Raw genomic sequence first — 14,769 nt, forward strand, 5'->3', positions numbered from 1 at the left:
AAACGCCGTAAATATTTGGAGACCTCTGATTGCAAATAAACGAACCCGGTAGGATTGCAAGTCCTACCGGGTTTTGACTGTATACGGGTGGTTATTGAGCGCTTACGGAAAAGCTACAGGGATTCATCCACATTGAGCGGTTAAAAGGGAGCGTTGCGGCACGGATTCGTGCCGCAACGCTCCCTTTTCCCTTATACGTCTTCCCAGAGGCCACGCTCTCACAGCGTGACCCACTTTTTTTCACGGTTCGAGCGCAAAATGGCTTCGCAAACCTCCAGCTCCCGAATACCATCCCGGAAAGTGGCGAATTCTCCTCCCGCGGCTCCGTCGGCCCTATTATAGATCTGGCGGAAGTTGTGCAAAAAGGCGTCTCCAAAGCCTTCCACATGTCCTCCGGGGTAAGAATCCATCTCCCGTGCGCCGGCCGCAAGAAGGCCGGGATCTTTTACAATAATAGCGTTATAATCATCCCGCGAGCCCACCCAAAGCTCATTGAGCTTCTCGCTGTCAAAGCTCAGTGCCTTTTCCGCTCCCGCGATCGACAGAGTCATCCGGTTTTTCAATCCCGCAAAGGTCTGGGAGAATACCGCGGAGCCTTTGATCCCGTCCTCCCACTGAAACAGGATCTGAGCATAATCCTCCGTCTTGACCTCAAAGGGTTCCCCCTCCAGGCTTTGCTTGCCGGAAAAGGTCTCTACCTGACCGCTGGGTCGGATCCGGATAGGATAGAAGGTCGCAAAGTCCGCGCATACCGCGGAGATCCGTTTCCCTGTCACATATTCCGCCGTATCGATCCAATGGGAGCCGATATCAGCCACCACACGGGAAGCTCCGCCGTCCTCCTGCTCCAAGCGCCAGCTATAATCCGTTTGGTAGAGCAACCAATCCTGGAGATAGCCGCCATGGAGCGAAAACAGGGTGCCCAGCTTCCCCTGGGCCACCATCTCTTTCATCTGGCGGATCATAGGATAACAGCGGCTGTGAAAATTCACCGCGTGAACCAGGCCCTTCTGTTCCGCCAGCTCCAGAAGCTGCCTGGCCTGCTGGGAATCGAGGGTGAGCGGTTTTTCACAGATCACATTCACGCCATGCTCCAAAGCGTAGGAGGCAATGGCGAAATGGGTTTTGTTCGGGGTGCAGATATGGATAAAATCCAAATCACAGGCGTCTATCATAGCCCGGTAATCGCAGAAGGCGGCAGGGATCCCCATGCGTTCCGCCAGATCCGTTGTATTTACCTGATCGCACAGGGCGACCACATCCACATTTCCCAGGCGGCGCAGCGCCTCGATATGTACCGCGCCGATAAACCCCACGCCAATCACACCGGCTCTGAATCGTTTCACCGTCAAGCTCCTTTCCGCTGCACAACAGCATGTTCCCTTACACAATGTCAGCTTGTTCCTCCCGCCGGGTTTGGAAGGACAACGCCTTGGGCGGACATATTTTTTCGCAGGCGGGCCGCAATCCCTGACGCAAACGCCCGATACAGCCATCGCATTTACCCATTTTCCCGTCCCGGTCAAAGCGTATGGCATCAAATGGGCAGGCGGCGGCACACTTCCCGCAGCCGGTACAGTTGGTATTGTCCGGCAGGACCAGCCCGGTCTCCTCGTCACGCTTCAGGCAGCCCTGGTCACAGGCCAGGATACAAGGCGCCTCAGCACAGTGCATACAGCCGTGCATCCGCTGTAAAAACCGATAGGAGCCGTCCGCCTGTCTCCTTTCCTCCTCTGTCACAAAGCGGTAGGCCAGCACCCTTCCTGTGCCGGTTTCCAGATCATTTTGATCGATACAGGCCACCGCGCAGGCATTACAGGCACTGCAACGGGCCGCTTCAAAGCGCACTCCCGCCATGATTGCCCCCTCCCTCCGCTTGTTTGTAGATCCTGCAATGGGTCAGCCGAAACATAGGAAATCCTGTATATGGATCCAGCAGCTCGCTACTGAACAGATCATTTACATCCGCCTCGGGGTAACCATGAAAGGCAGATACCTCTCCCGGCTGTATCTTGGCGGTGCACTTTGCCCGCATAACGATCCGTCCCAGTTCATTTTCAATGGCCACCATATCCCCGTCCCGAAGCCCAAAGGCTTTGGCGGTGTCCGGATGGAGTTCCGCCACAGGCTCCGGCACAAAATCCCGCAGGGCCTTCACATTGTGCAGGCGGGAATTGAGAGCAGTTGGGAACCTGAGTCCGCTGACCAGGCGCAGCGGATATGCTTCCGTGGCGGCCGGATCTGGCTCATCATAGGTAGGGATGGCGCTGTAGCCCAGGCAGTCACGGTACCGCCCCACCATCTGAGAGGCGATCTCAAACTTTCCGCTGGGGGTATCATAGCCCCGGGCGGTATAGGTACCGGCCTGATACGGCACATAGTTCTTCATAAGCACCGGCTTATCCTGCGCCTGGAGCGTCTCCGTGTTCCAGCCGGTGTCCTGCAAAATATAATCTACCCACGCCTGGTAGGGGTGCTTCTGGAGCAGCTCGTCGTCCATATCCAGCTTGGGCGCCAACCGCTCCATCACTTCCAGATCTGAGAGGGATTCACCCACCCGGTCCACCACGGGCCTGGTATAGTACCCGTAGCCGTTTTGATAGCATCGGAATTCTTCCCGCTCCAAGGCGCTGCATACCGGCAGGACGATATCCGCCAGCTTGGCGGTATCCGTCAAAAACAGGTCGGCCACGGCAAAGAAATCCAAATCGTTTACGATGGCCGTCCGCAGTTGGGCGGGCTGGGGGAACATACGGTAATTCATTCCCATGCCCAGCATGGCGCGGATACGGAACTCCTTCTCTCCCCGGATATATGCGGGCAATTCATTGGCCTGAGCCTCGAAGAAGGTCTTCCACAGCGGGAACCGGTCGCAGCCCACCTTTCTGGCCTGGGCAGGAAAGCGCGAATTCATAAACTCGCTCTCATGACTGGAGTAGCTCCCATAGCGATGATTATAGGTATAAAAGATCGGCAGGCAGCCGCCCTGCTTGTCGTAATTGCCCGTCAGGGCGTTGAGCGCCAGAATGGCACGGTAAGTCTGAAAGCCGTTATATTTCTGGGTGATGGCCCCGGCTGTCTCGTTGATACAGGCTCGGTTAGCGGTGGCATAAAGCCTGGTGGCCTCATAGATCAGGTGTTCAGGGACTCCCGTGATCCGGGCGGTCGTTTCCAGGTCAAACCGCTTCACATAGGCCGCATATTCCTCAAACCCATACACATGATCCCTGATGTACGCTTTATCCTCCCAGCCCTGCTTCAAAATGAGATTGGCCATCCCCATGGCCAGCGCGCCGTCGGTCCCCGTTTTGATCTGCAAGAACAGATCAGCCAGATTTCGGGCGGCCGGAGTGATTCTGGTATCAATGACCACCAGCTTCATTCCCTCCTGCTTGCGCCGGAGCAGCACGGGAATATTGGGGGAGTTGGAGTAGTAATGGTTCATGGCCCAGCCAAGCATCACGTCGGTGTGGGCCATATCAGGCCAGGACAAGGTACCGGCGGTCACATCCCAAGCCAAATGGGTGGCGGTCTGACAGGTACAGCCGTCTCCGATCAGATTTGGCGTGCCAAAGGAATAGGCCAGCCGCGTCAAATAGCTCTTCTGCCACTTTCCATAGCCGTTCATAAAGGCCACATTGTCCGCCCCATAGCGTTTTTTGATCTCGTTGAGCCGCCGGGCTACCGTGTCGATGGCCTCCTCCCAGGAGATCGGCTCAAATTCCCCGCTTCCCCTGGGACCGGTTCGTTTCAGCGGGTGCAGGATCCGGTCGGAGCGGTAAATATAGTCGCGGTAAGCCGCGCCTTTGGTGCAGATGCTCCCGTGGCTATATGGATGCTCGTCCCATCCTTCTACCTTGATCAGCTTTCCATCCTTTACATGGGCGTTCATCCCACAGTGGTGCTGGGGAGAGCAGATGTCGCAGGTGGTATGTTTGATCTGGACGCCGTGCATATCGTTCACCTCTGTCCCATCCTTCCCTGGCGTCACATGTAATTGGAGACATACCGGCGGCTGATGGAGATCGCCGTCAGAATATCCTCCCGGCAGCTTTCAAAGGCTTTGTCCTCGATCTCAATGCAGACATAGCCGTTGTACCGGATATCATGCAGTGCGGAAATAAACTTTCCCCAGTCAATGTCGCCCAAACCTATTATTTTGGGGGAATGGAACTTGGCGGGATAGTGGAACATTCCGTACTGGTAAATGTTCTCGGCACTCATTTTGATATCCTTCAGATGTACGTGGAGGATCCGGTCCTTGAAATCATACAGAGGCCGGATATAATCCGTCCCCTGCAGAAGCATATGAGACGGGTCGTAATTCAGCCCAAAATTGGGCGCGGGCATTTCGCTGAACATAATGTTCCAGATGTAGGGACATGTGGCCAGGTTTGTACCATCCGGCCACTCGTCCTTGGTATAGAACATGGGGCAGTTCTCAATGGCGATCTCCACTCCCTCATTGTAGGCATAGGTCACAATAGGCTTCCAGACCTCCAGCATCAGCTCAATATTTTCCTCCGGCGTCTTGGTCCGATCCCGGCCGATAAAGGTGGTGACCCGGTTGATCCCCAACAGCTTTGAGGCGTCGATAAGCTTATAGATATGGGCAATACAGGCCTTGCGTTTTTCCAGATCGGCGTCCATGGTGTTGGGGTAGTACCCCAGCGAGGATATGGCCACGCCGCGCCGGGCAGCGTAATCCAAATAATACCGGGCCCGGTCGGGGGTCAGGGCGTCCACATCCAGATGGGTCACCCCCGCATACCGGCGTTCCGCCTTTCCGCAGGGCCAGCAGGCCAATTCCACGCAGGAAAAACGCTCCTTCTGCGCCAGATCCATCACCTGTTCATAGGTATCGTCAGGCAGAATGGCGCTTACAAAACCAAGTTTCATCATATTCGCCAACTTCCTTTCCATTCGCTGAGCGCCGTAAAGCTTCCGGCTTTAGGTGCGCGTTCCTTTTTCCCGGTTGTAGAGGGTCAACACCGCGATGATGACCAGGCCCATGATCACATTCTGGACCGCCTCCTGTACCCGCAGTACCGCCAGGCAGTTGCTCAAGACCACGATAAACAAAGCTCCGGCAATGGTCCCGTAATAGGAGCCCTTTCCGCCGTACAAGGAGGCGCCGCCAATGACCACGGCTACGATACACTTCATGGTATACACATCCAGCATGGAGCACTGCACATAGGTCAGATAGCCGGCGCTGATGGTACCGGCCAATCCATAGAGCACCCCCGCCAGCACATAGGTCAGCACCACGATCTTTCCCTGGCTGATGCCGGTGTAGGTGGCCACGGTGGCGCTGTCGCCCACCAGATACAGGCGATGCCCAAATTTCGTGTGCCGCAGCAGCAGCAGGAACAGGACGGACAGGGCCATACAGAACAGGAAAATAGCCGGGATCACGCCAAATACCCGATAGGACAGTACGGCGGTCAGGGTGGGCGCCGCCGATCCGGTAGGCTTGCCCTTGGTGACAATAAATTGCAGGCGGGTGATCACGTTGGACATGGCATAGGTGATGATCATGGAGGGCAGCTTGATCCAGGTCACGCCGAGCCCGTTAAGCAGGCCGAAAAATCCTCCCAAGAGAATGCCCAGGAAAAAGACCAGGGCAATGTTCTGATCCTTCCCGTCCATAAAATGGACCGCCAGGATACCGGCAAGGGACATGATGGGGCCGGCGGACAGGTCGATCCCGGAGCCAGTCACCACCACCAGAGTCTCCCCCGCTCCGGCAATGGCCAGCAGGGAGGTCAGCGCCAAAATGGAACCGATGGCGTTGCGGTTCAGAGAGGCAGGGTTCAGTACGATGTTGATGAGGAAAACCACCCCTGCCATAAGGAAAGCCATCAGAACCACGTTTTTTTGTATAAAGCGCCGGGTCTTGTCCAAGGTATGTTCTGTCCTCATGACTCCTCCCCTCCCAATGCCCAAGTTTTCAATCGTTTCTTCGCGGAGGGCAGCGAAACCTTATTGATAAATACGGTCAGGATCAGCCCCACCAGTATGATCAGATCGGAGGCCATATTCTGCCAATAGGAAGTGACGGAAAAACCCGGAATGGTGCGGCTGAAATAATTGAACAGATTGGACACGCTGTTCTGGGTCAGGATCAGGATCAACGAACCGTAAAGCGCGCAGGACAGGGTGCCCCATCCGCCGCTCATGGCGATGCCGCCCAGGATACAGGCCGCCACTGTTTTCAGGCCGTATACCTCTCCTGCGTTGGGGTCGCCCGAGGCGGTCATGGCGGTCATGCACAGCCCGGCGATGCCATTGATCACACCGGCCATGGCATAGACTCTCATCCGGACCGCGGAGGTATTCACTCCTGAGGCATAGGCGTAGGCAATGTTGCCTCCGGTGGCGTAGATGGCCTTGGCGAACTTTGTCCGCTTCAGGTAGACCCAGCCCAGCATGACCACGATGAGGATGAGGGTGGAGAAGGGCAAAAAACCGAACAGGACGGAGTCATAGGTTTTATAGATGACCGATGGAATGGACCCCTGAGGCTTGGACATGATCAGCACGTTGATCCCCTTGATGACGTACACCATGGCATAGCAGGACAGGAGCACGGGAATGCGCAGGTAGGTGGTAACAAACCCATTGAACAGAGAAATGAGCACACAGGCGAGCACCGCGCAGGTCCATCCCACCCACAAAGGCGCGCCGAAGGTCTGGGGGATCATAATGGCAACCACGTTGCTCAGGGAGATCTGAACTCCCACGGAAAAATCGATCACGCCGGACATCATCAGCAGTCCCTGGGACAATGTAATCAAGATCAAGGGCATGTTTTTCGCCATGAGGGAATTGATGTTCAGCGCGGTGAAAAATTTCCCCGGCGTCTGGATCAGGATGTTTAGAAGCAGGATGATCAAAAAGAGGATCAGGCCTGTAAAGGCCGGCGTCTTTTTCAGTTTTCGGAGCGCCTCTTTCATAGCGCCTCGCCCCCTTCCGAACCAACTGCCGTGCCCAGCATGGCCTTCACCAAATTTTCTTCTGTTTTTTCCTCTCCGTACAGGTCGGCGACCACGTTTCCTTCATAAAACACATAGATGCGGTTACAGATATCCAGCAGCTCCTGGTTGTCGCTGGAGACCAGGATCACGCCCATGCCTCTCTCCGCGCACTCCCGCAAAATACTGTGGATCTCCTTGCGGGAGTGGATATCCACTCCCTTTGTGGGGTCATTGAGCAGCAGAAGAGCGGGCTGGGTGGTAATGCCCCGGGCCACCGCCAGCTTTTGCTGGTTGCCACCGGAGAGGGAACTGGCCGGATCAGAGAGCGCCCCGATCTTGATGCGGTATTCTGATACCGCGCTTTCCGCAAACTGTTTGGCCTGCTTGGCTGAGACCCAGCCCCACACTCCACCCTGGGCGATCTTTCCGGCGTACAGGTTCTCCTGAATCGTGCGGATGGAAAACACCGATTCCTTTTTTCGGTCCCCGGAAACATAGGAAAACCCGCAGCGGGCGGCGCCGGAAGTACTTTTCAGGCGCAGCGGTTTTCCCTGAAACTGGATGGTTCCGCTGTCCGGCCTGAGCACCCCGTAAATGGAGCGGATATATTCTCCCTGCCCCTGGCCCTCCAGACCGCCGATACCCACGATCTCGCCCTTGTTCACGGTGGTGGAGATATCCTTCAGGTGCGGGTACAGCTTGAGATGCTCGGTTTGCAGCAGAGGCTCTCCCTGGGCGCGGGGACTCTCTCCAGCTCCCGCGCTCTGCCGCACGGCAGCCGTGATGGGGGTACCCGTCATGTGCAGCACCACGTCGTCCAGGGACATGGACGACAGTTCCCCTTCCATTACGGTCTCTCCATTTCGGAAAATGGTGGCCGTATCGCAGATCCGGAACACCTCATCCATTCGATGGGTCACGATCAGAATGCTGGTGCCCGCCTGCTTTTCCTCCCGGAGCACCCGGAACAGGGATTCCACCTCGTTGTAGTGGAGAGACGCGGTCACCTCGTCCAAAAGCAGGAACTTTGGCCTGGATGCCAGCGCCTTGGCCACCTCCACAAGACTCTGCTCCGATTGGGAGATATCCCGTACCAGCTCTCCCGGGTCCCGCTTCAGATTGAGCCGCTCCAGCAACGTCAGAACATACTTTTTCTGCTGCTTCTTGTCGATCAGGCCAAACCGCTTGGTCAGCTCCTGCCCCAGCATGATATTGTCCAGGACACTCATCTGGGGATGAAGGCTCAGTTCCTGATAAGCCACAGCCACACCATACCGTTTGGCGTCGAATATGGAGTGGATCCCCACCGCCTTCCCGTCCAGCAGACACTGGCCTCCATCGGCCTTTACAGTTCCTCCCATAATTTTTACGATAGTGGATTTCCCGGAGCCATTGGCGCCCAGCAATGCCCGGATCTCTCCGGGAAAGACCCGGACAGACGCTCCGTTCAGCGCGACCACGTTTCCATATCGCTTTGTGATGTCACGCAGTTCAAACACAAAATAGCCTCCTTCCCTTGACCTACCGCGGGAAGCAAAACGGGGAAAGCAACTTCAAAAAGCTGCTCTCCCCGTTGCCGCCGCGCGGAAAGAGACGGCAGGATCAAAGTTATTGCTTAAAATATGCCTCCGCTACCTCGTCCATATACAAGGCAACCGATACCATGGAGCTGTCCTCCATACCCTCCAGGTCCTTCAGCCGTTCCTCCATATTGTCATAGGAGATGTCCCAGAAGGGAGCGATGGAAATATTCCCGTCGGCATCCAACACACTCTCATCAATTTCCTTCCCCTGCGCCAGGGAGATCGCGATGGACAGGGCGGTTACGCCGATGCCGGGAGAGTTGGCCACGCAGTAGAAGGGCATCACTTCGCTCTCGGCGTTGATCTCACAGAGGCGGCGGATGGAGCCGGCGGTAATATCGCCGCTGATGGCCTTGGGATACGGCACATTGTTATCCTCAATGGCGTTGAGAATGCCATTCAGGGCAATCTGGCTCAGGATAGCGTCGTATTCGATGCCGCTGGAGATCACCTCACACATTTTCTGATAAGAGGTGGCGTCATTCCAGTCGTTATAGCACTCATAGACGATCTCCATATCGTTGGCCTCCAGAACGTCCCGATAGGCCTGCTCCCGCAGCTCGGAGGCGGAATTGCCCTGCTTACCGTTCATCATGACCACCTTGGCGCCCTTGCCTACCGTATCCACAATGAACTGCGCCTGCATCTGGGCCCAGGCGTACTGGTCATTGACCACGCTGATGACCTTGTCCGACTCATAGACGCAGTCGGCACAGACCACGGTGATCCCCGCATCCAGAGCCTTTTCGATCTCGGCGTCAATGCCGGTGCCGGAGATGGGGTTGATCAGAATAATGTCTACGCCGTCATTGATGCACTGCTGGATCTGCTGAGACTGGGTGGAGGTATCGCCGTTGGAGCAATAGGGATAATACTCGGAGATCAGCCCGCTCTCCTTGTATTCCGCCACGGCGGCGTTCAGGCTGTCCTCATACAGGGTACGGAAGGTGGAGTCCAGGGTGGGATTATGGGAGGCCACGATGAACCCGTCCGTCTTTGTGTTTTCCGTGACGCCTCCGGGGGAAGGCGAGCTGCCGCCAGGCGTGGTCTCTTCGCCGGACGGTGTTCCTCCCGGGCCGCCGGTACATGCCGCCAATGTAAAAATCATTACAGCGGCCAACAGGATTGCCATCAGTCTTTTCATTTCCACAACCTCCATTTTTATCAATTTATCCAGGCTTACAGCTCCTTCTTCTGTTCAAAGTTTACAAAAGTAAATGCTGTTTGTCAATAGTTTTTACATTATTTACATTATTTTTTCATTTTTGTGAAAGAGCAATAAAAAGAATCCCTGCGTTTTGTATAAATGACAGATATATTTCGTTTACATTCTTTCATTTTTGTGCTATAATGCCATTAAAACATAGAGAGAGATCGGAGAGGAGGGTCCCGCATGAAAAAGAAGGTCACCATTTATGATGTAGCCGCGGAAGCAAATGTATCTATTGCTACTGTGTCACGGGTGATGAATCAACCCGATTCTGTCAAAGAAATGACCACAAAACGTGTGCTTCAAGCCATGAAGACCGTCGGCTATGAAAGCACCAATGAAAATTTTCTTTTTCGTGTTCCCCTGATCAAAAGCGCAAAGCGGCTCATTCTGGTTGTGATTCCAAATTTGGGAAATCCGTTTTACGCCAACATCGTCGCCGGGATCCACGCCTCCGCTCTGCGGCAGGATATCCAGTATGTGATCTGTCAATCCCGAAACCAGCATCTCCGCATGGAATCTCTTCTGGATCTGGTATCTGATACCCACTCCTCCGGCCTGCTTTTGCTGACTCCGCCCTGCGACAAGGATACCATCGAAAAAATCAGCACTGTGGTGCCCACCGTGCAATGCACCGAGCATGTGGAAGGCGCTAACGTTTCCTCCGTTTCCGTAGACAACTTTTCCGCCGGAAAGGCAGTGGTGCAGTATATGCTCAGCCGGGGAAAGTCCCGTATCGCCCTGTTGAACGGACCTCTGCGGTTCCAGTATGCCCGCATGCGGCTCAATGGGTATCTGGCAGCACTGGAGGAGGCCGGTATCCCCGCGGATAACAGTCTCATCGCCAATCTTCCGGAGATCGACTATGAGTCCGCCTACTCCGTCATGACCCAGCTGCTCAACTCCGGCGAGCCGCCCGACTCCTGCTTCGCTGTTTCCGACGTTTTGGGGGCGGCCGCCATTAAGGCCGCCAACCGTGCGAATCTGCCGGTACCGGAAAAATTCGGTGTGGTCGGTTTTGACAATACCTTTATTTCCACCATTTCCGATCCATCCCTGACCACCGTAAACCAGCCGTGCTACCGCATGGGCTTCCTGGCCTGCGAGATGCTGGCCGAGCACATGAACGACCCTCACGCCGAAGTCAAACAGATCGTCCTAGAGACCGAGATCATCATCCGGGACTCCATATGACCACCCGCTCTCATTCCAATGAGGTGATACATTTGCGGCAGGATATTTCCACTCTGCTCGACCTTCTGGGGTCATTGGACCTGTCGCGGCCGCATACGGCTGCCGCCGGGTTTGACGCCGTCATTGACCGTATTCAGCGGCCGTTTCGAATCAGTGGCTCTCTTCCCTCGTTTTACTCCAGTCTCCAGGACTTTGGGGCGGCGATCCAAGCCTCTCCCGGAAGCTGTACCGTCGAAACCTCCGGCCTGGATCGTCGTGGCGGCGGAAATATGCCCAATTTTGTTCGGGCCCTTACCCGCCTTGGCGTCCAGGCAGCCTGTGTGGGCCCCATGGGTGACAAGGCCCTGTGTCCTGAGTTCCAAGACATCTCCTGCCAGGCGTACTCTGTGGGAGACCCCGGGGAATGCCTGGCGCTGGAATTTCCAGACGGAAAGCTCATGCTCTCCTGTCCAGGAGAGAGCGCGGAGCTCTCCTGGCCCCTCCTCGTCCAACGGATCGGCGCGTCAACTCTCCGCACCTTGTTTGGCGGCGCGGAGCTGGCCGCTTTTTTGAACTGGGCTGAGATCAGGAACGCCACCGCTCTTTGGGAGGATGTGTTTCAGGCATGTATCCTCCCCGCCAACCCAGATCAAAGCAAGTATCTGCTCATTGATATTACCGACTGCTCCGCCCACCCCGCAGATGAGCTCCTCCAGCTGGCCCAGACCCTGCGCCGTTTTTCCACGTATCGCGCTCTGGTCATGAGCTTTAACGAAAAGGAGGCCAGCCTGTTCTCCGGCGTTCTGGGGATCTCAGGTCCGGATCAACCGGAGTTCTGCCGCGGACTGGAACGGGCGCTGGGGGCCGCCATGGTGGTGATCCATGGGAAACGGCAATGCTGGTTCAGCCAGAAACGTGGCCCTCAGGGCTCAGTCCCCGCTTTTTGGATGGAGAGGCCGTTGGTATCTACCGGCTGTGGAGATACCTTTAACGGCGGACTGGCTTTTGGGCTGCTCCACGGGCTCTCCCTTCCCCAAGCCTGCCTGTTTGCAAACGCGACGGCCGCCTGTTATATTTCCTCCGGACTGGCGCCCACAGTGGAGGATATTACCGCTTTTCTGCGGCTCAGTCAGTGACCATCTCCCCCGCACGTTCACAGGAAACAGCCAAGAGGGCGCCGGACCTGCTTCCGGCGCCCTCTTGGCCGCTTTTTTCTATTCGTTACTTCTTAATGCCCTGGCTACAGGTCAGGCCGCCGTCCACCGAGATAATGGCGCCGTTGAGATAGCCCATCTCGCCGCAGGAGGCAAACAGGATGGCCTGGGCCAGCTCTTCCGCCTCCCCCAGCCGGTCATTCAGCGCGCCGGCCAGGAATTTTTCCCGCAGCCCCGGCGTAGCCTGGAAACGGGCCTCCATGGAGGGGGAGTTTACCGGACCGGGACAAATGCAATTGACCCGCACCTTGGTGTGCAACAGGTCTACGGCAATAGCCCGGGTCACGGCAATGATGGCCCCCTTGGAGGCGGAATAGGCCACCCGGTCGCTGACGCCCAGCAAACCAGCGGAGGAACCCACCATGACCACAGCGCCGCCCTCCTCCTGCTCCTTCATGTAACGGACCGCGGCCTGGGTCGTCAGGATGGAGCCCTTCACGTTAATGCGCAGGGTTTTGTCAATATCAGCCTGTGTCGTGCTGATAATGGACCCCGGGATCACCACCCCCGCCACGTTGGCCAGGGCGTCAATCCTGCCATAGCGTTCCATTGCCTGATCGGTTAACGCCTCGGACACAGCGGGATCAGAAATGTCCCCATATACGCCGAAGCACTGGCCGCCCACCGCCCGGATCGCCTCCAGCGTGTCCGCGCAGATCTCCGCCGTCAGATCGTTGATGCCTACCTTCGCGCCGTTTCTTGCATACTGGATGGCAGTGGCTTTGCCCATTCCGGCCCCGGCACCTGTCACAAGACATACCTTCCCGCTAAAATTGAATTCCATTCTGCACACCTCGCTTTATTTTGTTCAGATACGACCTGTTTGAACGGCAGTTTTTATATGGGTTTACAGATCCTCCAGCTGGAACAGCACCCGCCAGGCGCCCTCCGTACAGGCGGCAAAGCTGCGGGCCGACTTGCAATCTCCAATGCGGAACCAGGGGATACCAAGCGACTCATACCGCGCGGCGTTTTGGTCGTCGGCTTTCAGGCCCATGGCAATGACTGTCGTATCCGACGCCAGCCGCTTCTCGCCCTCCGGCCCTGTACAGCGGATTCCGTCGGGCAGGATCTCCTCTACCCGGTGGCTGCACAAAACCTGGATCCCATTCCGCTCGATACGCTCCAGCATGGTGTTCCTGGCGCTGGTATCCATATTTTGATTTAGTCCATTCAGCATCTCCACAATGGTGACCTGGCAGCCCCGGGTCTCAGCCAGGGTAAGGGCCACCTCGCAGCCCACCAGGCCTCCGCCGATGACCACCACCCGGTTCCCGGCCTTTCCGGTGTCAAAAAGCACCTGATCGGCATACAGGGCGTGCTCCTTTCCCGGGAACGGGGGAACCAGATAATTGGAGCCCACCGCGATGAGCAGCAGATCCGGCTTCATGGCCCGGATCCGCTCAGGGCTGGTATCCGCGTCCAGGATCACCGCCGCCGTGCTCTGCTCCACCTGCCGTACCAGCCATCGGAAATACGCGCCCGTCTTTTCCTTAAAGGGCGGGAGCTCCGCCTCGTTCATATGCCCGCCCAGTGTCCCGGACCGCTCCAGAAGCACCACGTCATGGCCCATCAGGCCGCCCACCCGGGCAGCCTCCAGTCCGGCGCAGCCGCCGCCCAGTATAACGATCCGTTTCGGTTGGAGGGTTTTCCTGATGCGATATTTCCGCTCCCGTCCCGCCGCGGGATTCAGCTCGCAGCGCATGGGGTAGACCCGGAAGAAGCCGGATTGACACCCCTCGTTTGCCCGGCAGCAGGGCCGGATATCATCGATCCGCCCCTGGGCCGCCTTGTTGGCAAACTCGGGATCGCAGATCTGCTGCCGGCCGATGGCTACCAGATCCGCCTGTCCCGCCTCCAGGGCCGCCTCCGCCCGTTTAAAGTCCAGGGAGCCCACGGCGATCACCGGGATGCGCACCGCCTGCTTCATCCGGGCCGCCAGGGAAAGCAGCTTTCCCGCCGGCTGATAGACCGGCTGACAAATCCCTTGCCCCTTGGTCTCATAGGTGCCGGCGGAGCAATGGACGTAATCCAGCAGTCCCTCCAGCTCCTGTACAAAGCGGCAGGCCTCCTCCGGCTCCAGACCCTGAGGCCCCAGAAACTCGTCCACGCTGATCCGAAACCCCACGATAAAGTCCCGGCCCACCACATGACGGACGGCTTCCACGGTTTCCCGAGGCATCCGGAGACGGTTTTCAAAGCTTCCGCCATACTCATCCGCCCGCCGGTTGGCTCCCGGAGACATAAATTCCCCCAGCAGGTAACCGTGAGCCCCATGGATCTCCACTCCATCAAACCCGGCCCGCTTGGCCCGGTCCGCTGCCAGGGCAAAACCCCGCTGAATGCGCCGGATCTCCTCCCGTGTCAATTCCCTCGGCTGGCGCTTGACGAAGGGGCTTGGAATGGGACTGGGCGCCACACATTCCAGCCCGGTGGACGCCGCCGACGCCTGCCGTCCGCCGTGGCTGAGCTGGATCACAGCCAGACAGCCGTGATCCTTAGAGTGCCTAACAAAACCGAAAAGCAACCAAAGCGGCAGCCAGAGTAAGAAAGGCCAAATGAATATCAGCCCTGCGTTCATATCGGACAAGCAGACGTCTGTATCGATG

Annotated in this window: 12 protein-coding genes and 1 pseudogene; 2 read left to right on the forward strand and 11 right to left on the reverse strand. The window is 57.0% G+C overall.

Features of this window, described 5'->3' with window-relative positions:
• Positions 1–218: 218 nt before the first annotated feature.
• The 8 genes from H6B51_RS13675 to H6B51_RS13710 all read right to left on the reverse strand — a co-directional run bounded on the left by H6B51_RS13675 (position 219) and on the right by H6B51_RS13710 (position 9,707).
• On the reverse strand, positions 219–1,346 hold the full coding sequence (locus tag H6B51_RS13675) for a Gfo/Idh/MocA family protein (RefSeq protein ID WP_204884209.1): 1,128 nt from the start codon (positions 1,344–1,346) through the stop codon (positions 219–221).
• Positions 1,347–1,383: 37 nt separating this feature from the next.
• Positions 1,384–1,857: a 4Fe-4S dicluster domain-containing protein gene (locus H6B51_RS13680; RefSeq protein ID WP_204884210.1), complete on the reverse strand. Its 474-nt coding sequence runs from the start codon at positions 1,855–1,857 to the stop codon at positions 1,384–1,386.
• The gene (locus H6B51_RS13685; protein ID WP_243421319.1) at positions 1,838–3,955 is read right to left on the reverse strand and encodes a molybdopterin-containing oxidoreductase family protein; all 2,118 of its coding nucleotides are present in this window, start codon (positions 3,953–3,955) and stop codon (positions 1,838–1,840) included. Before H6B51_RS13685 ends, H6B51_RS13680 begins: the two co-directional genes overlap by 20 nt.
• A gap of 32 nt (positions 3,956–3,987) precedes the next feature.
• Positions 3,988–4,899, reverse strand: coding sequence for a sugar phosphate isomerase/epimerase family protein (locus H6B51_RS13690; RefSeq protein WP_204884220.1), 912 nt, complete (start codon positions 4,897–4,899; stop codon positions 3,988–3,990).
• Between the two features lie 51 nt (positions 4,900–4,950).
• Positions 4,951–5,925: an ABC transporter permease gene (locus tag H6B51_RS13695; protein WP_204884212.1), complete on the reverse strand. Its 975-nt coding sequence runs from the start codon at positions 5,923–5,925 to the stop codon at positions 4,951–4,953.
• Positions 5,922–6,959, reverse strand: coding sequence for an ABC transporter permease (locus H6B51_RS13700; RefSeq protein WP_204884213.1), 1,038 nt, complete (start codon positions 6,957–6,959; stop codon positions 5,922–5,924). The genes H6B51_RS13695 and H6B51_RS13700 overlap by 4 nt, the downstream gene beginning before the upstream one ends.
• Complete coding sequence (locus H6B51_RS13705) at positions 6,956–8,479, reverse strand: sugar ABC transporter ATP-binding protein (protein WP_204884214.1); 1,524 nt, start codon at positions 8,477–8,479, stop codon at positions 6,956–6,958. Before H6B51_RS13705 ends, H6B51_RS13700 begins: the two co-directional genes overlap by 4 nt.
• A 109-nt stretch (positions 8,480–8,588) precedes the next feature.
• On the reverse strand, positions 8,589–9,707 hold the full coding sequence (locus tag H6B51_RS13710) for a substrate-binding domain-containing protein (protein ID WP_204884215.1): 1,119 nt from the start codon (positions 9,705–9,707) through the stop codon (positions 8,589–8,591).
• 249 nt (positions 9,708–9,956) lie between these two features.
• Here H6B51_RS13710 and H6B51_RS13715 point away from each other — a divergent pair, with 249 nt between their 5' ends.
• The gene (locus H6B51_RS13715) at positions 9,957–10,967 is read left to right on the forward strand and encodes a LacI family DNA-binding transcriptional regulator (protein ID WP_204884216.1); all 1,011 of its coding nucleotides are present in this window, start codon (positions 9,957–9,959) and stop codon (positions 10,965–10,967) included.
• Complete coding sequence (locus tag H6B51_RS13720) at positions 10,964–12,082, forward strand: PfkB family carbohydrate kinase (RefSeq protein ID WP_470382164.1); 1,119 nt, start codon at positions 10,964–10,966, stop codon at positions 12,080–12,082. Before H6B51_RS13715 ends, H6B51_RS13720 begins: the two co-directional genes overlap by 4 nt.
• Positions 12,083–12,167: 85 nt before the next feature.
• On the opposite strand, the gene H6B51_RS13725 is transcribed toward H6B51_RS13720, so the two are convergent.
• From H6B51_RS13725 to H6B51_RS13735, 3 genes and pseudogenes are all read right to left on the reverse strand, one after another.
• A complete protein-coding gene (locus tag H6B51_RS13725; RefSeq protein WP_275967540.1) occupies positions 12,168–12,944 on the reverse strand; it encodes an SDR family NAD(P)-dependent oxidoreductase in 777 nt (258 codons plus the stop codon).
• Positions 12,945–13,007: 63 nt separating this feature from the next.
• Positions 13,008–14,687 carry an oxidoreductase gene (locus tag H6B51_RS13730; protein ID WP_243421318.1) on the reverse strand — a complete coding sequence of 560 codons (1,680 nt, stop codon included), beginning with the start codon at positions 14,685–14,687 and terminating at the stop codon, positions 13,008–13,010.
• Positions 14,668–14,769 (reverse strand): annotated as a pseudogene (locus H6B51_RS13735) (IS5/IS1182 family transposase); the annotation flags it as partial. The gene H6B51_RS13730 and the pseudogene H6B51_RS13735, both read right to left, overlap by 20 nt.

Source organism: Pseudoflavonifractor phocaeensis (genome assembly GCF_016901955.1).
GTDB lineage: Bacteria > Bacillota > Clostridia > Oscillospirales > Oscillospiraceae > Flavonifractor > Flavonifractor phocaeensis_A.